Origin of the sequence: Sporomusa aerivorans (assembly GCF_041428895.1) — a bacterium.
In the GTDB taxonomy this organism is placed as follows: domain Bacteria; phylum Bacillota; class Negativicutes; order Sporomusales; family Sporomusaceae; genus Sporomusa; species Sporomusa aerivorans.
Genome location: NZ_CP156926.1, coordinates 1857770 through 1877136, shown reverse-complemented (window position 1 = coordinate 1877136; position 19367 = coordinate 1857770). Strand labels below are relative to the sequence as shown.

Genomic DNA, 19367 nt, shown 5'->3' with positions numbered 1-19367 from the left:
TTCTGCCACAAATAGGTTCATTTAATTCTAAGTAAATTCGGCTTTCGATTCGGCACGGCATCCCGGTATACTGGTATACCATTAAAATAATGCCAATCTGTTTTATTATCCTTGCCAGGGCTATGTTTCTTACTGCTTTTTATGCATATTTCCTATTCTCCTTCCGTTAACAAATTAACTAGGATGAAGTAAGAATCTGGCTTGTACTATGTCCTTTTAGGACACGGATCAAACCGATCTTACGCCTTATCAGTGAGGATTTCTTCTCCTCTCTGAAAATAAAAAAGGCAAAGAAAAACTCAAATGAGTTTCTCTTTGCCTTCAGTGGCCTGATCAGCAAATATTGTATGGTCAGAATAATAACACGTGAAAGATGTATTGTCAAGTCAATTTAGTTATATTTTAGCTACGGGTTTCTCCTGCCGCCTGCCGCCTAACCAGTCAAGCTTCTCTCTTTTTTGATCCGCCACACAAAGGAGATGCCGCCGTAACCGGGCGCACCGAGTATGCTTTCATCAGGCCGGCTGGCTGGTTGTCTAACAGTATTAAAGCCCTTCAATCCCCTGCTTCAGCCAATTTAGCAGTGTAGCATTTTGCCGACAAAACATAATATACGACGGCTGTAATACCGGTAACTGCCGCGGCAAAGAAATACATAGCATGATAGCCGGCATGAGCAGTCACTACGCTAAGAAAAAACGATCCGAGCCCAACGCTAATATCCAAAGCTAAAAAATATGTGGCTGTAGCCACACCTGCCCGGTGGGCGGGTGAAAGTTGTATCGCCAGTGTTTGAAAGACCGGACTAAGAGCACCAAACCCAATGCCAATAACACTTCCTGCCAGGAAAAAGCTTACAGGTCCCTCTACCTGAGTTAAGCCAAGCAGCCCCAGCATGAAGAAGATAAATCCCGGATAGACGACAGTATTGGCGCCAGAACGGTCAAATACCCGCCCCACCAGCGGCCTGGTCGCTACAATAAATAACGCAAACACAGCAAAAAACGCGCTGGTATATTCGGTAAGGTTGAGCTGTTTCGCATATAAAGGAATAAATACCAGTACCCCTGTATAGGCAAAAAATAACAGCCCGCCAGTAAGCGCCATGGGCAAGGCACAAGGTTCTATGAAATTACTCCATTCCAATGCACGTCTGCTTTTCTTCGTCGTCTCTTGGCCGGCAACACTATGGACTCCGGCCCTGTTGCCAGACCAGAAAGCCAATATTGCCAAAACAATACACCCGGCAAACAAGATAATGAACTGATAATGGGCAATAATTATCAATCCCCAAAAAGGCCCCACCACCATGGCCAGATTCGAGAACATGGCAAAATAGCCAATTCCCTCCCCCCTGCGCGTCGCCGGCAAAGCCAGCGCCGCCATTGTAGCCACAAGGGTGGTGCCGATGGCAAACACAGCTCCGTGCAGTAACCGTATTATCAACAAAAAGTACAGGCTGTCTGCTGCGCCCAAATACATTATGCTGACTAATAAAAAAACGCCCAGTGACAAGAATAGCATTTTCCTGGAATCGTATTCATCGATCCATTTACCGGCGAGTGGACGGCAAAGCACGGCGCCAATCTGAAAAAAAGTCATTGCCAGTCCTGCCTGCCAGTCATTACCATTCATCTGTTCTATAACAAAAACCGGCATTACTGCAATTAAGGCATAGTGCGTCATATACTGGAAAAAACTACTCAGGCTCATTCCCATAAAAGCCTGAGTCCACAACGATTGTTTCTGCATAATTTTCACCTGATATTCCTGTGCATTCTAAAAATTACTCATCTTCATCCCCATGTAAAGAATCGATGGCACTTTCACCCACTTTTTTAATGAGGCTTACTAAAGCTTCGGTATCCTGAAACGAAAAGTCTTTTGTTATCAGGGCTATCCATTCATCTTCAATATTGATGATCTCCTGATAAATATTCCTTGCCTTTTCAGTAGGGTACAGCCGAATAGTCCGCTTATCTTTTTTGTTAGGCTCTCTTCTGATAAAGCCTGCACTTTCAAGCTGCGCCAGAGCCCGCGTTATATTACTTTTGTTAATGTGAATAAGCGGCTGCAGTTTGTCCTGTGTGATCCCTTCGTGTTCACATATTCGCAGGATATACACCTGTTGACTGCTATTGATTCCCAACGGCTCGAATTTTTTGTTCAAATACATTTTGTTAAACCTGTCGGCAATAGAAATCCACTTTATTAATTCGTTCATGATCCCTCCTATTATTGCGAGGGCAACGATATCGTTGCCCTCGCAATAATTATAAAGAATTAGTATGCATCTGTCAAGGTGGCTCTTCTCTTGTCTGTGATTCGACCGCTAACTTTTAATAAAACAAGCCCGACATTTTCCTATTTTGTAAGCTGAGCCCATAACTCCTCACAAAATACTCCCTTTGCAACCGAAGTTACAGGTCCGGTCATCAAAACTCTGCCGGTAGCCTGCAGCTCGATCCGGATGATTCCGCCCGGCATATGCACGTTTATCTCCTTATCAACCAAACCCATTTTGAATGCGGCACTGGCAGCAGCACAGCTGCTGCTGCCCGAAGCCAGTGTATAACCTGCGCCCCGTTCCCATATTTCAATTTGAATGTTATTACGGTCTAAAATTTTTAAAAATTGTACATTAATCCGGTTAGGGAAAATAGCATTTATTTCAAGCAGAGCGCCTAATTCAATAGCCTGTTCCCTGGAAATGTCGTCACAGAGCACGACGCAGTGGGGATTGCCTATCGACAAGCAGGTAATAGTTAGCCGCCGGTTAAGGATTGTCAGTTCTTCCTTAATTACTTCCCGAACCGGGCCGGCTACCGGAATCTGATCACTCTGAAAGGTTACCGTTCCCATATCCACCTGTATTTGTCCGCCCTTACTGTCCATTAGCGCAACATCGACTTCTCCGCCTAATGTGGCTAGACGGAATTTACTGCCGGTAATATACCCGGCATCCGCCAGGTAACGTGAAAATATCCGAATGCCATTGCCGCTTTTCTCAGCCTCACTCCCGTCCGGGTTAAATATTTTTAAGCTAATGGAATTGTCCTGAAATAATGGCCCGTACAAAATGCCGTCTGAGCCGACACCGAAATTACGATGACAGATCAGCCGGATGTTTTCCTCCGATAAGTAGTTAATCCTGGTCTTATTAGGATCAATAACAATATAATCATTGCCTAACGCGTGATATTTGTAAAAATCAGACTTCAATTTGCTTCCTCCTTAAAATGGTATATAATATCCAAGAAAGATTTACAGGCAGGGTTATATATGCTTACAGGTATTTTTTATATCCCTGCACTACTCCCGGTTTGTAGCCTGCCTGTTCATAAAATGCGTGGGCTTCTGTACGCTTAAGCAAAGAAATCATCATGACATAATAACAGTTTCGCTCGCGCGCGTAATTTTCAATATACTGAATCATTTCTCTGCCAATGCCTTGCCGGCGGCAGCGTTTACTCACTATGACGTTTTCCAGTACCATAAACGGCCGGCATTCCCCCACCATATCCATACATAGGATTCCCAGCAGCGAGCCAACCAACCGCTGCGCCTGATCTTTAGCGCCAAGTAAAAGATAATCCTGATTGTTTATTATCTTCCCGAAGATATTCGCCATTACCGCCAGGTTGCTTTTCCTGCCGGTAAGCTGTTCGTAAAGGCCGGCCAGCTCCCCCAACTCTGCGGCACATACAGGCGCTATGGTCAACATATATTCTTTTCCCTCCAGGCCTGTTCAATTTTCCCTGATCGCTATTGTCATTATAGTAGTTTACACTCAGGCAAACATTGCGTAAGCTGGAAAAAAAGGTTGCAAAAACTGCCCTGGCGAATAACACTAATACTATGGATAAAGATAACGAATTTCAAAATAACAAGCGCGGCTATCTGCTAAGCGACTTTACTTTCTTCAACCTGGAAGATAAGGGAGAAATGCAAATTGAATCTCATTATCATGACTTCAACAAGGTTGTCGTATTTATCGCCGGCAACGTGACCTACTATATAGAAGGTACAGCTTACAAACTGAAACCCTGGGATATCCTCTTAGTCAGCAGTTCCACCCTTCATAAACCGGTGATCGATCCTGCCGCTGCCTACAAGCGAATGGTTCTATGGCTCAAGCCTTCCTTTTTACAAAAACATAGCAATACCCAGTCCAACTTATTAACTTGCTTTGAAATAAGCGGTCAACCTAAATGCAATTTGTTACGCATGACACCACAAACGCGGGACATGATCCGGTCACTGCTCGCACAAATTCAAAGCACTTGCCACAATCAGCACTTTGCAGATGATTTGCTGGGGAATGCGCTGTTTTTGCAGTTTATCATTTATCTGAACCGACTGAGTTTAGACAGGGAAAACGGGCTAATCGCCGCTGACAACGATATGGAATACGATGAGACGGTCAACAAGGTACTACAATATATTGATGATAATCTTGCCGAAAACTTAACAATCGAAAAACTGGCATCCGTCTTTTTTCTCAGCAAATATTACCTCATGCGCAAGTTTAAAAAACATACCGACTTCAGCATCCATCAGTATATACTGCAGAAAAGACTGATTGCCGCCAATCATTTACTGCGGTCCGGCGAACCTGTATTAACCGCCTGCCTGGAAAGCGGTTTTCAGGATTATGCCAACTTCACCCGGGCTTTTAAAAAGATGTATGGTTCCTCTCCGAAAAAATATCATAACCTGCACAAATAAGCGTAAATCCTGCTGTTCTGTACCGGACCGGCAGTTTTTTTCAGAAATAGCACCGCCAGTCAACCCCTGACTACTAGTGAATATAATGGAGCGAGGTGGTAACTATGCAACCGGTGATCGTATATCCGCCGACATTCGACTGGGATTACCTGCACCAGCGACCGCAGCAGCTCTTAAAGGCGCTGGCGGAGCTTGGCTGCATTTCTGTCTTTTGCAATATTAATGCTTACAAGCAGCACCCGGAAGGGCTTATTTCGCTTTCGCCAAACCTCTTTCTGGCCAATGGCCTAACTTTTAATACAGCCGTAAAAACAGCCAGGAAGCTGTACCCTGGCCAGCCTGTCCTAGCCTACTTCACTTATCCTCCGCACATAACACAGGTTCAATTACCGGAAGTTGACCTGCTCCTGTTTGATTCGGTAGATGAACCGGCCGGCGAGTTTTCCGACTGGCTCCCCAGCTACGCGCAAGCAGTACTGAATGCCGATATTGTGACTGCCACGGCCCGTTCGCTTGTCGTCCGGGCCAGCTTACTGGCACGAGAAGTATATTTAATTCCCAACGGTTGTGACTATAACCATTTCAAGGAAGCTCAAACCAAACAGTATATTGAGAGTACTCCCTTTAAACCGGGAAGACCTATCATCGGCTATATCGGCTCAATCGCCCCCTGGGTGGATATGCCGTTAGTCAACACCATGGCGCGATGCCTGCCTGATTATGAATTTGTTCTCATAGGACCTTTATTGAAACAGAATTGGCTGGCGCTGCTCAGCAAGAACATACATTATCTCCATCATAAGGCTTATTCCGAGCTGCCGCGGTATCTGAGCAACTTTGATTACTGTTTAATTCCTTTTAGAATTACCGACATGACAAAAGGAGTAAACCCGATTAAATTCTGGGAATACCTGGCAAGCGGTCTGCCGATTCTAAGCACCCCTTTGCCTGAAATACCGCCGGACTTTGTCACCGGGATAACCGAAAGCATGTTTCCGGGCTTTTTGCCTTCCCCCGGCAAACGGAGCCGCGCCGAGAGAATTCAGCTGGCCTCAGATAACTCCTGGAAAAACCGGGCGGTCACACTGCTTGAGATTATCAGCAATAAGCTGGCCTGCGGCTAAAAATTTAGCCGAATGTGCTGCCGGACCCTTTGTCTTATAATCCTGCAGCTGGTTACCATGGAAACGTTGGTATTCGCCGAAAAAAGCGAACTGGTCAATCTGCGCTCCGGCAGGCCTACTGGCTGCTAAGCTTGCAGCCGGCAGCGAAAAATAACGACTTGAAAAACGAACCCCGCTTAAAAACCGTTTAGGCGGGGTTCGTTTTTCACAGGATTTTTTCCATGTAGCACACCGCGAAAGGAAGATGGACATGCCGTGCAACATGTTGTTCCTTAAAACCCAGGCTGCAATACCAGGCTTTTAACAGCACATGCTCATCAATCATGCCGATTAATACCCTGCCGCCCCCCTGGCCGGCAACATAGGCCGACACATGCTCAACAATTTTCCGTCCATAGCCTTTATGCCGGTACTCAGGCAATACGGCCAACCGTTCCATATAAAATTCATTCTCAGCTTTTTTCTCCACGGCGACAAAACCAACTTGACTCTCATCATGAAAGACTCCGAACATGACAATGCCTTTTTCACGCATTCTCTTAAGGTGCCGTACTTCGATGAACGCCGGATTGGTAGGCGCATTATCCGGCGTAAGGTTGAACTCTCCCGCAACGGTAGCAAAAGAATTGCGAATGACTATAATGCTGTCAGTTAAATCTTGGTCGGCGTTAATTGGTTTATATATCAAATCCATAACCATCCCCCTCATTCCTGAGCATCTACGCCCAGGACAAACTCTTTTTATCATAATATCTTATTACCTTTTCTCTATCCAGTAATAAACTCCTATAAAGGTTAATTCAGTGAACACCGTCCGGGCAGCTTGGATATTTTGGAAATATATAGAGGAATTGGCAGGATCATCTAGAAAATTACAAATTGTGATTATTATACAAATACTATATTGGAATCGTTAGCTCAACTAAGATTTGAACATACCGTGAGTTTCACTGAATGGGAGGGGTTCCATGTCAATGGATACCGCTGTCACAGCCAATATTATTGCCACTGCTTTAATGGTTTTGACTTATACATACCTTTACTTTCAGTACAAGCATGGCTATCTGGCAATGTGGATGGCAGCATGGATTTTACACGAAATTCGTATCGTTTTTTTTGAAGTATCTTTCGTTGAACAGTCCGCCATAGGCATAAGCCTAATATATTCTTTACTTTGTTTCGCTGATAATCTTCTTATGACAATAGGGACTTTGAGACTTGTAGGCAGACAAATCCCAAAAGTTTGGATTATCACCAGCTTAGTAGTTCTGCTATGCACGGCTTTAGGGGTTCTTTTAAAACTTCCAATTGAAGTATATATTGTGCCAGGGACTTTATTAATAGGTATTACTTATATTAGTACAGGAATTGTTGTCCAGGAGGTCAACATCCAGGGGATAGGTAAGCGACTTACTGCTTGGACTTTTATACTTCTGGGGCTGCATACATTGGATATGCCCCTTCTATTGACGATTAACTGGTTTGTTCCCTGGGGCTACCTGATTGACGGTGTACTTAGGTCAATCGTCGCCATTGGAACGGTGTTCATCTATTTCGAAAAAATAAGGGATGAGTTGGCCACTAAGGAAAAGTATTACCGCTTGCTAGCAGAAAACGCCACCGATGTTATCTATCGCTATCAACTGATTAAACCAGCCGGTTTAGAATATATTAGTCCGGCAGTAAAACTACTGACCGGCTATGATCCAGCAGATTTGAATACACTGCGTCAGATGATGCGCCTCGTTCATCCTAATGATCGAGGAAAGTTAAAAAAAATTATAAAATCACCAATCGAGAATAATGAATCCTCCATTTTCCGGGTGATCCACAAGAACGGAGAGACTCTCTGGCTGGAACCAAAACAAACTGTTGTCACTAATTCAGCCGGACAACCTGTTGCTGTCGAAGGGATAATGCGCGATATAACTAAGCGGGTTTTGCTCGAACAGGATGTATCCCGCCTCGACCGGCTGAACATTGTGGGCCAGATGGCCGCCAATCTCGCGCATGAGGTTCGCAATCCCCTTACCACCGTACGAGGCTATTTACAATTATTTGGTAACAAGCACGAGTTCCAGCATTATAAAGAACAGTTTACCCTATTGTTGGATGAACTCGACCGGACCAATCAAATTATTACCGAATATTTGGCGTTAAGTAAAAACAAAAGCATTGATATGAAGAAATGCAGCCTGAACGAAATTATATTGTCAATACATCCTTTGATCCAGGCAGATGCGATTTCCTCAAATATTGACACTCGTCTTGAGCTTGGCGATATTACCGTTCTCTATCTTGATGCTAAAGAAATAAAACAGCTTGTACTTAATTTGACCCGCAATGCTATTGAAGCTATGTCGGCAGGGGGGCAACTGCACCTTAGAACAGATAGCAACGATGCTGAAATCATCCTTACTGTCTCTGACCAGGGACCAGGTATCCCCCAGCATATCCTCGATAACCTTGGAAAACCATTTCTCACCACCAAAGCCACCGGTACCGGTTTGGGTATGGCCATCTGCTATCGCATCGCTCACAGACACAATGCTAAACTAGACATTGATACAGGACCGGCCGGGACGACAATTCACATAAAGTTTCAGCGCAAGTAGTCCAAAGCAAAAAGAAGGCCGATATGGCCTTTTTTTTTCGCCTTTCCGCTTTTTTAGGCTGCGTAAAGGCAAAAACCAAACGCTGGAGGTGAATTTATGGTATCGAATTGACTAAAAAGTTAGCAAAGTCACGTACTAACAAAAAAGGAAGGATGAAACACATGGAAAATCGTCAATTACAAAGTGAAAATGCACCTGTTTGGGAAAATGTAAAAATTTATGATGCATATACGCAAGCAGAAAAAAAAGCTATTTATCGTTTCCGTTATCAAGTGCATGTAAAAGAAATGAGCCGTAGTATTCCCGGTACCGATCACATCCGTCAGCAGGTTATTGATGAACTCGATCCGTGGAGTGATTTGGCTTATGCTGCCCTGGATAACGGGCAAATCATCGGAGCTGTGCGGGCTACCGTCGGTATGGCCAAAGACTTCCCGGATGAACTTATCCGCATATTCAAATTAAATCGTTTCCAGGAATTTGATGACAATAACAGCATTATTTGCTTTGGCACCAAAATGATGGTAGACCCGTTGTACCGTGGAACCCCGGTGTTTTTTAAGCTTATGGTAAAGAGCTATGAATATTTAAGGGAGCATAATATTGATTTTAATTTCGGCGGTTGCAATCCGTATTTATTGCCTATGTACGAGCAACTTGGGTACCGGCGATTCACCAGCGGTTTCCAGGATCCGGGTTATGGCTTTGTTGTACCAATTTTACTATTGCCGAAAGATATCGAACACTTTGCTGCCATTCGCTCTCCGTATTTGCGCATTGCTAAAAAATATTCTAATTCTACTGCCGCCAGGGAGTGGTATCTAGCTAATTTTCCGGAGGCCGCCCGCTATCCTGTTAACTTATTTGTCAGCGAGCAGGAGCGTTTGAATTCCGTTAGGCAGCTTATTGGCCAGCCCTTAAATAACATATCACTGCTGGCTAACCTGAATGAGGCTGAGATCAAAGGCTTACTCCAGATAGCAATGCCGGTAGACTGCAAACAAGGGAGCGGGTTCATTCACCTGGGTGATGTTTGCAATGAGCTCAATCTGCTTATTGCCGGTAAAATGCAGATTACCGATCAAACAGGGGCTGCGCTCCTGGCAAATGCCGGTGATGTGCTCGGCTCAGTTGGTCTATTCGAACAGGCGCATCATCAAATTGATGCTAAAGCTGCTACAGAATGCGAAATTTTAACAGTGTCACGGTTCTCCTTTGAAAAGCTGCAGCGTTCCTGCCCTGAGATTGGTGAAAAGCTCAGAATCAATCAGCATAAGGAGGCAAAATAATATGAACCCAAACCCGGATATACTCCTGATTAACAGTTATGCACCTCGCCAGCGCGTGGTCTCGGATGCGGCCCTTGAAAACAGTCTTGTCATTCTTCGCACCTTTCTGGCGCATAAAGGATTGTATGCAGAAATTGTTGATGATCAACGTGTGTCTACTTTGGAAAATGGCGTTCCTGGCTGGTGCCTGCAACTATTAAAGGCCGCAACGAAATTGTTAATGAAAACTTACCGGCTAAAGCCTGTTGCCGGCAGTCTGTTAATTGCTGCTTGGCCATTGCACGCTTATGCCCTAAATTGCCGCCGGGAATATATGCGTAACCGGATTCGTAGCATTGTAGCCGACCTGAAAGCCCGGAACATCCCAATGGTAGGGTTAAAACTCTGGTATGGCGAAGCTTATACATGGAGTCGCGAACTGGCGGCTGAAATTAAGCGTCACTGCCCGGAAACAGTCATTGTCGCCGGCGGCCCCCAGGTTAAAGTTTATGGCGACATAGTATTATGTAATTCCGACTTTGATCTTGCTATTATGGGACCAGGTGAAGAAATACTGGAGAAACTGATAACTCTGCGCCGTCAAACTCTGTATAAAGAGATCTTCCTTGAGAAGGTCGTAGAAACATTAGGCGGGCGCCTGCTAAAAACAGGCGGATTTGCCGGAGATAGCCAGGATGTTATCCGGGGATTAGCTACGCAAACTATCCCTGACTATGGTGACGCCGATTTTGACGACAAAATTCTGTTTCATACTATTGTTGACGGGGTCGGTTGCAGTTGGAATAATTGCAATTTTTGCTCTCACACCCGTTGCACTGTTCCATTTACCCCCCGGCCTGTCGAAGACATTATTACTGAAATTAAAGCAATGCTGCAACGCGGCGTAGCCTTTTTCCGGTTCAGCAGCTCCGAAACGCCGGTAGAACATGGCCGCAAGATTGCTGAAGCAATTCTTGCTCATGGGCTAAATATCCGTTACTCTATGTTTGTACGCGCAACCAAAGTTACCGAGGAAACACTTGCTGCATACCGTATTATGATTCAGGCGGGTCTCAGAGCCGTCTTTATGGGCGGTGAAACAGGCCATGACGGTGTTAACCGGGATATTATGAATAAGGGAGTAGAAAAAAAAGATATCGTTAATACTATTGCCGCCATCCGACTGGCCTCAGACTCAATCGGTATTTCTTGCCGAATCGGCCTCTCACTGATTTATCCCTGCCCATTGCCTGCCGGAATTACCCTGGATGAAGTTTTTCAAGCTAACCTAGCCTTAATTGATGAGTCTTTGCCAGATACCGTCATCGTAAACCCTCCCGGACCGTTCCCGGAAACCAAGTGGTATAAGGAGGCAGACAAATTCGGCTTTACATTCTCCGAGGGTGCGGCAACCTTCACCCAAAACTTTATGGAATACGAGTACTCAATTTATAAGCCTGTTGAATTTTGGCAGGATCTAGGATCTTCACTGCACAATATGGAGAGTAAGGCTGTATTAAAAGAAACAGGCAAACTCCGCGCCTATGCGGCAGGCATCGGCATACCCACAGATATTTCCGATGAATATCTGATGATGACCGAAGCTATTGGCCTGCGTTCCAAACTGGATCTGGTCAAGTTTAAACAACAAACACTGATCGATATTATCAGCGGCAGCACTGATTACACCCGGGAAATTACAGCGGCCATTAACGCCGCCAGCCGCCGGATGGCAGCAGCTTATACTAATAAATAGCATTGTAAAAGCAGGTACTGTAGCGGTACCTGCTTTTCGTTATTAGCATCTTGGTTAATAATTGCATTCGCCATACAATACACCAAAAAAGATCGTCTATAACTAAATTTGAACTATCGGTTACTTCACATACCCCTCAAATCGGGGTCCTGATTCTTACTACAGGTCTTTTGCCATATCCAGGCTTACCATCTTTTTGGAATACAAGCGTATGCTGGAGCCAATTCAGATTATCCGGGTCAGGAAAATCCGAGCGATAATGATGTCCCCGGGATTCTTGACGCAACTGTGCGCAACCGGCCACCAGACCGGCAATTTCACACATATTTTCTAATTGCAACAAATCCACTAACTGTTGATTGTAATACGTTACCGCCGGAACCTTTTCACTGCCTAATTCTTCCTTTATTTCCCGGGCAATCTCCTGTAGACGCAATAATCCTTCTTTATTGCGGATTACGCCAGCGTATTGTTGAACTGCGGACCGCAATTTTTCCCGTAATGGCATAATATTTGATTTTTTATGATTGCCACCAGCAATTCTGCTGCTAACCCGTCCGATTTCTTCCTCAAGCGAGGCTGCGCCAATCGTCACAGGGCCAGTTGAACGTGCCCACTTGTGGGCGCATATTCCGGCCTTTGCCCCAAAGACCTGCGTTGCCGTAATTCCCCCGCCAGCCAGCCGGTTAGCGCCATCGAAATTACCCGCACATTCAGGCGTTGCAAATAGTCCCTTGATAGAAGTTTTGCATTCTTCATTAATGAATATGCCGCCCATGAGATAATGGGCGCCCGGAGCAACTTCTATTTTATCGGCTGCGGGATTAACTCCGTGTGATTTTATGTAATTGTACTGCAACGTGTTGAGCACTTTGCGGACAACTTCCTCGCCTTTGGGTGAATCCCCAACATACCAAAATAATCCACCATGAGGTCCGCTCCGGCCATCCTGAATGGCTTTTGCCATCAGCCGCATGGCTTGATCCCGTACAGGCAGCGGTTTGGGCAATACGGCCTGTCCATCTTTATCATAAACGTTCCCGTCCAAGACGTCAGGACTAAGAAACTCATAGTGCACGAAGGCCCCTTTAAGCGACGCCGGTCGGAGTATGACCGACGGATAGAATAATACCATTTCCATATCGATCAGTTCCGCTCCGGCCCGGTATGCGTAGACTACCCCGTCTCCGGTTGCATCGGCAGGACAATCTGTTGTTTCCCACAGCCACTGACAGCCGCCGGTAGCCATTATAGTAGCTTTTGCACTGATAAGAGTCAGATTGCCATTTTTTAAATTCAAACCCACTGCTCCGGCAACAGCCTTTCCCTGAGAGCCATCTTCCCTGACCAGGCCGGTTACAAAAAAATCATCAAGGATAGTAATCCGTTCATTATGTTTACAAGCGCCAACCAGGGCGGAAACCAAACCAATGCCGCCGCCTTTTATAAACACGTTTCTTGGTCTGGTCTGGCCGGGGAACTGACCCATAGAGTAACCCCCGCTGGCATCACGAACAAAATTGACGCCATAACGTTCCAAATCGGCTTGTCTTCCCTGCGCTTCTTCCACTAAAGCACGCACCAGGTTCTGATCACCCAGGTCATAGCCGCAACGGACGGTATCTGCAAAATAGTAATCTGGCTTATCCTCAGGATGTATTGGCACCTGCATACCACCGGCAGCAGTCAGGGTAATGCCTGATTTACCCGCTGGTCCTTTATTAAGGATTAAAACCCGTGAACCAGCCTCAGCAGCTTCCAGTGCCGCCCTGAGACCGGCGCTGCCTGCGCCGATAACCAGTATGTCGGTTTGTAACTGCTCCGTGATTTCCATAGTGTTCTACTCCTTTCTATTCCCGGCCGGTTGAAAGAAATCAACTACGACATCGCGAATAACCGCAAATTTAGAATGGGGTTCGATTACAACTGCCTCTCCCGGTTTTACCAGAGTTGTGCAGCCAAAAACGTCCTGACCGTTTACCCGCACCAGACAGGAGCCACATTGCCCTTTAAAACACATAGAAGTGCGGCAAGCCAGGGTGAGATCCGCTTCATGGACTTTAGCCAATAAAGCCATTATGGATAAAGGTTCCTTACTTTCCACCAGATACTCCTGAAACCGTCCTGCGGTTTCTGCGCTAGGATCAAACCGAAAGACTTTGACCTTAATATACGCTGCTTTTTCGCTCACGTTTTACTGCCTCCCCTGCACTATCTTTTTTACTAATTTCTATAACCTATAGTATCATCCTGCTGACAATTACAAAACAGGCAGGACTTTACGGCCGTACCTGGAATGAGCCTTGCCTGACTGTCTGTTATACGGCTTAATACAATAATAAAAGATCATGCCTGAAGATGCATATATCCCAGGCATAATCTTATTAATGTTATATACTTTCTCAAAAGCGCTTCCGACAAGAATAAACATAAAGAAGGCGTACTATTTTGTCTCGTTTGTACAAAGAACGGAGACCGCAACAATTTGCTCCACATTGATATATACGATTTGCCCGGTCGCAAAGGGAAATGATGGAACTACCAGCGATAGGGCCAAATACTCTTCTTGTTGTTCCTCACAAGGTTTTTGTCCATGGTGGTGTTTATCTGAATAAGGCTTATGATGCTCATTGTGCTCTTTTTCCTTATTCGGTTTATAACACTCGTCATGTTCTTTTCCCTTGTGCGGTTTATTGTACTCGTCATACTCTTTTTCCTTATGCGGTTTATGGCATTCGTCACATTCTTTTTCCTTATGCGGCTTGTGACATTCGCAATACTCTTTTTCTTTGTGCGGCTTATGGCATTCGTCACATTCTTTTTCCTTATGCGGCTTGTGACATTCGCAATACTCTTTTTCTTTGTGCGGCTTATGGCACTCCTCACACTCTTTTTCCTTATAGGGTTTATGGCATTCGTCATGCTCTTTTTCTTTGTGCGGCTTATGGCACTCCTCACACTCTTTTTCCTTATAGGGTTTATGGCATTCGTCATGCTCTTTTTCTTTGTGCGGCTTATGGCACTCCTCACACTCTTTTTCCTTGTAGGGTTTATGCCACTCGTCATGCTCTTTTTCTTTGTGCGGCTTATGGCACTCCTCACACTCTTTTTCCTTGTAGGGTTTATGCCACTCGTCATGCTCTTTTTCTTTGTGCGGCTTATGGCACTCCTCACACTCTTTTTCCTTGTAGGGCTTATGCCACTCGTCATGCTCTTTTTCTTTGTACGGCTTATGGGACTCACATTCATTTACCTTGCACGGATTATGATATCCGTCATATTTCTCTTCTTTGTTCGGCTTATAATACTCTTCTTTTTCTTTATCCGGCTTATGATAGGTGTTATATTCTTTGTCTGGTTTATGGTCTTTGTCGTACATTTCATCTTTTTCCTGATTATCATATTCGTCAAAATAATCTCCGGTAGCATAAATTGAGATTTGTTTGCGTGACCGTTCGAGTTTTTGTTGAGTTTCTTCAATAACAACGCCGGTAAATATTCCTTTAAGTACTCTTTTATGATATGTTCCTAAAGCCGCAGTTGTAAGAACAGTCACAGTTGAACCAGACTCAATATTAAGACCGCCGGGAGGATGTTTCTTTACCACAACTGTCAACCCCTCATAATGAAATTTATGGTCTACTATATTCTATTCATAAAAAGTGCTAACGTGATTATCGATCAATTTTTTGTTTGAAAAATTACAGTACTTCCACACGTAAAGTTCCAGTAACTCTTACATAACAAAATGCATATTATGCAGTAGGCCAATAAGCCGAATATATAAAGGAGGGATACTAAATGGAGTCCCCAAAAGGCTTCCCTAAAGGACTAGATTTTCTTGGATGCTTAAACGTCACACTTGTTCTGCGTGATTTTCAGGTACTGACCGGACGGTTTAAGGGATTCATCGGTGATCGCGATTATTCCGATGATCATTACGAGCACAAACCTAAGAAGGATTATGATTCCTATGATGACAAGGATGATGACAAGGATAAGGATAAGGATAAGGACAAGGATAAATGCTGCAAACCAAAAGTAGACATTAAAGTTGAAGTAGACGAAGACAGCAAATTTATTGTGTTAGAGCTGACAAGACCGACAGCAACTGTCAATCTAAGTTCATTTACATGCACCGTTACTGACGACACTGTAACCGACATAGACATCGTCGTATCCGGAACAACCTTCCCTGTAGGTACGTGTCTGGCCGTTAATATCGAAAATATTCTTTACGCCGGTCCTTCTCCTGAGTTCTGCGATATTCCAATCAGCATCGGTACGGTTGCTACCGGCGGTTTAACCTTTTCCATTAAAAAGTAAATGCCCGTCTATATAATACAGTTGAGTTCACCTAACTAAAAAAACACAGCCAGCGGCTACACCAAACCTTAGTGACAGGTGAGTGCCGCTGGTTGTACTTTAAAAACATTTTGGTGATCTGAGGCCCTAGGGCCTCAGATCACCTTTTTACATTACCTGGTTGTTACCACTTATATTCCGGCTGTTTTAATACTTTGCGGAAATGAAAAAACACTGTCCGGATCATACTTTTGTTTAATATTTTGTAATCGCAGTACATGATTTCCGTAATATGCGCGCTGATAGTTGGGCAAAGCGCCATAGGGAAAATTAATATACGATCCGACTGAGATAGTGTAAATATATTGAAATGCATTCGCCACCCACCGGCTATGAACCGGCGCTTCTTGCTCTGTCTTCCAGGTAGATGACGCACCTAAAATATAGTCTGCATTTCTGTAGTAGAAAGCTGTATCCTCTTCGTTTTTATCACGAACAGCTCCGCCCAGGGAGTATACAGACAGATAGGAACTGGCCTCTGAAGGCGCATTGTCCATAATGTTAAGCAGAGTATCCACTTGGTCAGGCAGAAGCGGCCCCTGCATAAATCTGCCTGTAGATTTAAAAGCTTCCGGCCCGGAATAGGTAGCACTTATGCTATTTATAGCTTCAATAAAATCTACATATTCAAGTTGCCTAAGCGTAATTCCCGGTATTGCGAGCAATGGCGACAAGATATATTCAGCCGCATCGGCTCTTCCGTAAAAGAATGCATAAAGCCAGGCGCCTCGCTTGTAGATTCCGCCAAAAGCGCTCATCCTGCGATCCAGGGTTTCCAGCCATACCGGCCATATTCGGAGAAAATCACGCCTTGCCGGTATGTTGTCACTCCATTCCAGTTTAATGAGAGTAATTTTGTTTACTTTTCTTTTTAGCGCAAATTTATAAGAAGTTACCACACCAAAATTCCCGCCGCCGGCGCCCTTGAGCGCCCAAAGCAGATCGGAATGATGGCAATTATTTGCTGTTACAGTATTGCCCCCGGCATCCACCATATTAGTTTCTATAAGGCTGTCGGCAGTAAGCCCCAGATACCGTGTGGATAAGCCTATGCCGCCCCCCAGGACTAAACCGGCAATGGCCACTGTCGGACATGTCCCGCCCGGAAAAGCATACCCGTAATGGGACAAAGCTTCATACAGCTGCGCTAATCTTGTTCCAGCCTGTACATTTACGGTATCATTGTTATTATCCACGTAAATCCGGTTCATGCAGGAAGTATCTATAACCAGTTTACCAGTACCGGTTGAGTACCCTTCATAATTATGCCCGCCTGAACGAAGCCGCAATGGAATGCCCTGTCTGCGTGACCATAAAATGGCATTGGCTACATCACCGGGTTCATAGCAGTATACAATGACACTGGGAAATTTGTTGACGGCTTTGTTCCATTCGCGCCTTGCTTGCGCATACTGACAATCGCCAGGTAATACAACGTGTCCGGTTAATCCTTCAAACATTACACCACCACACTTTCTCTTTTTAAGTCATTTTATGTATATTAGCAACATATTGCTACTGGCGCGGAAACTAAGCGCTTCATGCTGGCAATAGTAGTACATAACAAAGGAGACTTATCGTTGATAAGTCTCCTTTGTTATAGGCAGGTGTCCGGCATTAGAGCTGCCGCTGTTGTAAAGTAACCGGACAAGCTGGTTTAGCAAATTGAGCGATGACGCTTTGGCGGGATCAGGGTATTTAGGCAGTAATTTATAACACACTCTTGGCGGGGGCGGGTCTGACAGGCGTTGCACTACAAATTTATCAGTTTTGGCAAAAGAAGCAGCTATCGACTGAGGTACAATAGCCCATTGCCGGGTATCCCACATAAGTGAGAAAATCAGCGCCGCCGCATCAATTCGCAGATAAGACGGACTGTAGACTTCCCACCACCGGTCATGCCACATTTGATAAGCCGGCCCCCAATTGAAATAAAGCTGGTAGCGGCAATCTAGTTCCGGCGGCGCTAAAGTATCTGCCGGTGTCCTTTCCTCTGTCGCCAGCCGGACCAGCACCATTTCATCTTCAAAAAATGGCTCAGCAGCAACATTGGGTACAACTCTTTCCATCTTCACAAACGCCACATCAACCTCACGGCGCGCTATGCTCTCATACGATTCTAAAGTGTGCTGGGTGCGAATCTGGAGATGCAGAAAAGGACACTGCTGGCTGATTGCCCGGTAAAGCGGCGGCAATACATAGACGTTCAGGCTATCGGCAGCCCCTATTGTTAAGCTAACCTGCGGACCTCTTGACTGTAAGAATTCCACTTCTCTGTTGAGCAGGCGCCAACGCTCGGCCAAGGCCACAAAACTTTGACCAAACGGAGTCAAATTAATAGTCTGTATCCCCTTCCTGCGCTCAATAAGAGTGGCGCCCAGCCCCTTCTCCAGCACTTTTAACCTGTAGCTAACAGTTGACTGGGATAAATGAAGTATCTCGGCCGCTTTCGTCAAACTGCCGGTTTGGACAATTGCCAGAAACGCCTCTATACCTAAAAACTCCATACACTATCACCCATAAATATCGAATTTATAGATATTTTATCACAATTATATCTGTTTTACTTTTATTTTTTTATATATTAAAATGAGCATACATTCATCGTACCTGCCAGTATTTTCATTCAGGAAGGAGTTTGAAATGACCAGTCTTGCACTAACATTGATAATTATAGCCGCTTTCTGTCATGCAGCCTGGAATTTTCTGGCCAAGCGGGCTTGCGGCGGCACGGCATTTATTTGGATATTCGCCACCCTATCCGCAATCTTCTATTTTCCTTTAGCCTTATGGATACTTCTGATAGAAAAGCCCTTACTCCAATCTTATCATATAATTCTTATCCTCGGCAGCGCTCTTTTGCATTCGATCTATTTTATCCTGTTGGACAAAGGCTATCGTTTCGGCGATCTTTCCGTGATATATCCTCTGGCCAGGGGGACCGGACCGCTCCTGTCTATATTAACGGCAATTCTGCTTCTGAACGAACAACCCACACTGCTTGCCTTGACCGGCGCATTCTTCATAGGCGCAGGCATTCTGGTCATCACCGGCAACCCCTTTAGCCAAAAGACTAGCGGCGCCCGTAAGTCAATACTGTATGCCCTGCTCTGCGGTACGGCTATTGCCGGCTACACCGTTGTTGACAAAGTTGCCGTCAGCATATACCTGTTACCGCCGCTCGTAATGGACTGGTCAACAAATTTGGGCAGAGTCCTGCTCTTAACTCCTTATTCATTAAAAAACTGGGATAAAGTCAAAGAGCAATGGGAGAGTCATAAAAAAGAAGCAATCGGCGTGGCCATACTTTCACCGCTGGCTTATATTCTTGTGCTGACAGCCATGGTTTTTAGTCCTGTAAGTTATATTGCACCTGCCAGGGAAATCAGTATTTTAATCGGCGCGGTTTTGGGTGCAAAATTATTGTCGGAAAGCGATTTCAAAATACGATTGACCGGAGCTGCAACCATGTTGATTGGATTGACGTGTTTAGCACTTGGCTAACGATTTA

Annotated in this window: 17 protein-coding genes; 7 read left to right on the top strand and 10 right to left on the bottom strand. The window is 45.0% G+C overall.

Going from position 1 to position 19367, the window contains the following annotated elements; all coding sequences use genetic code 11:
- Positions 1-555 precede the first annotated feature (555 nt).
- The 4 genes from SATMO3_RS08510 to SATMO3_RS08495 all read right to left on the bottom strand — a co-directional run bounded on the left by SATMO3_RS08510 (position 556) and on the right by SATMO3_RS08495 (position 3724).
- Positions 556-1752, bottom strand: a complete 1197-nt coding sequence (locus SATMO3_RS08510; RefSeq protein WP_371380040.1) for an MFS transporter — start codon at positions 1750-1752, stop codon at positions 556-558.
- A gap of 34 nt (positions 1753-1786) precedes the next feature.
- Positions 1787-2224, bottom strand: a complete 438-nt coding sequence (locus SATMO3_RS08505; protein WP_371380038.1) for a MarR family winged helix-turn-helix transcriptional regulator — start codon at positions 2222-2224, stop codon at positions 1787-1789.
- Positions 2225-2364: 140 nt separating this feature from the next.
- Positions 2365-3222 (bottom strand): diaminopimelate epimerase, encoded by an 858-nt coding sequence (gene dapF / locus SATMO3_RS08500; RefSeq protein ID WP_371380036.1) that lies wholly within the window; start codon positions 3220-3222, stop codon positions 2365-2367.
- A gap of 64 nt (positions 3223-3286) precedes the next feature.
- Positions 3287-3724, bottom strand: a complete 438-nt coding sequence (locus SATMO3_RS08495; RefSeq protein ID WP_371380034.1) for a GNAT family N-acetyltransferase — start codon at positions 3722-3724, stop codon at positions 3287-3289.
- A 134-nt stretch (positions 3725-3858) separates the two neighbouring features.
- On the opposite strand from SATMO3_RS08495, the gene SATMO3_RS08490 reads away from it, so the two are divergent.
- Together SATMO3_RS08490 and SATMO3_RS08485 are read left to right on the top strand one after the other, a co-directional pair.
- Positions 3859-4728, top strand: coding sequence for an AraC family transcriptional regulator (locus SATMO3_RS08490; protein WP_371380032.1), 870 nt, complete (start codon positions 3859-3861; stop codon positions 4726-4728).
- 104 nt (positions 4729-4832) lie between these two features.
- Positions 4833-5852 (top strand): glycosyltransferase, encoded by a 1020-nt coding sequence (locus SATMO3_RS08485; protein ID WP_371380031.1) that lies wholly within the window; start codon positions 4833-4835, stop codon positions 5850-5852.
- Between the two features lie 205 nt (positions 5853-6057).
- Here SATMO3_RS08485 and SATMO3_RS08480 read toward each other — a convergent pair whose 3' ends face one another.
- Positions 6058-6546 carry a GNAT family N-acetyltransferase gene (locus SATMO3_RS08480; protein WP_371380029.1) on the bottom strand — a complete coding sequence of 163 codons (489 nt, stop codon included), beginning with the start codon at positions 6544-6546 and terminating at the stop codon, positions 6058-6060.
- Between the two features lie 274 nt (positions 6547-6820).
- Here SATMO3_RS08480 and SATMO3_RS08475 point away from each other — a divergent pair, with 274 nt between their 5' ends.
- The 3 genes from SATMO3_RS08475 to SATMO3_RS08465 all read left to right on the top strand — a co-directional run bounded on the left by SATMO3_RS08475 (position 6821) and on the right by SATMO3_RS08465 (position 11491).
- Positions 6821-8467, top strand: a complete 1647-nt coding sequence (locus SATMO3_RS08475) for an ATP-binding protein (protein ID WP_371380027.1) — start codon at positions 6821-6823, stop codon at positions 8465-8467.
- Positions 8468-8628: 161 nt separating this feature from the next.
- A complete protein-coding gene (locus SATMO3_RS08470; RefSeq protein WP_371380026.1) occupies positions 8629-9756 on the top strand; it encodes a cyclic nucleotide-binding domain-containing protein in 1128 nt (375 codons plus the stop codon).
- Position 9757: 1 nt separating this feature from the next.
- On the top strand, positions 9758-11491 hold the full coding sequence (locus SATMO3_RS08465; RefSeq protein WP_371380024.1) for a radical SAM protein: 1734 nt from the start codon (positions 9758-9760) through the stop codon (positions 11489-11491).
- Positions 11492-11627: 136 nt separating this feature from the next.
- On the opposite strand, the gene SATMO3_RS08460 is transcribed toward SATMO3_RS08465, so the two are convergent.
- From SATMO3_RS08460 to SATMO3_RS08450, 3 genes are all read right to left on the bottom strand, one after another.
- On the bottom strand, positions 11628-13325 hold the full coding sequence (locus SATMO3_RS08460) for an FAD-dependent oxidoreductase (RefSeq protein ID WP_371380023.1): 1698 nt from the start codon (positions 13323-13325) through the stop codon (positions 11628-11630).
- 6 nt (positions 13326-13331) lie between these two features.
- Positions 13332-13682 carry a 2Fe-2S iron-sulfur cluster-binding protein gene (locus tag SATMO3_RS08455; RefSeq protein WP_371380021.1) on the bottom strand — a complete coding sequence of 117 codons (351 nt, stop codon included), beginning with the start codon at positions 13680-13682 and terminating at the stop codon, positions 13332-13334.
- A 252-nt stretch (positions 13683-13934) separates the two neighbouring features.
- Complete coding sequence (locus tag SATMO3_RS08450; RefSeq protein WP_371380020.1) at positions 13935-15098, bottom strand: hypothetical protein; 1164 nt, start codon at positions 15096-15098, stop codon at positions 13935-13937.
- Between the two features lie 194 nt (positions 15099-15292).
- Here SATMO3_RS08450 and SATMO3_RS08445 point away from each other — a divergent pair, with 194 nt between their 5' ends.
- The gene (locus tag SATMO3_RS08445) at positions 15293-15817 is read left to right on the top strand and encodes a hypothetical protein (RefSeq protein WP_371380018.1); all 525 of its coding nucleotides are present in this window, start codon (positions 15293-15295) and stop codon (positions 15815-15817) included.
- A 170-nt stretch (positions 15818-15987) separates the two neighbouring features.
- Here SATMO3_RS08445 and SATMO3_RS08440 read toward each other — a convergent pair whose 3' ends face one another.
- Together SATMO3_RS08440 and SATMO3_RS08435 are read right to left on the bottom strand one after the other, a co-directional pair.
- Positions 15988-17316 (bottom strand): FAD-binding oxidoreductase, encoded by a 1329-nt coding sequence (locus SATMO3_RS08440; RefSeq protein WP_371380017.1) that lies wholly within the window; start codon positions 17314-17316, stop codon positions 15988-15990.
- Positions 17317-17430: 114 nt separating this feature from the next.
- Entirely contained in the window at positions 17431-18363 is a 933-nt protein-coding gene (locus SATMO3_RS08435) for a LysR substrate-binding domain-containing protein (RefSeq protein WP_371380016.1), read from the bottom strand.
- Positions 18364-18499: 136 nt separating this feature from the next.
- Between SATMO3_RS08435 and SATMO3_RS08430 the strand changes: the two genes are divergently transcribed.
- Positions 18500-19360, top strand: coding sequence for an EamA family transporter (locus tag SATMO3_RS08430; RefSeq protein ID WP_371380014.1), 861 nt, complete (start codon positions 18500-18502; stop codon positions 19358-19360).
- Positions 19361-19367 lie beyond the last annotated feature (7 nt).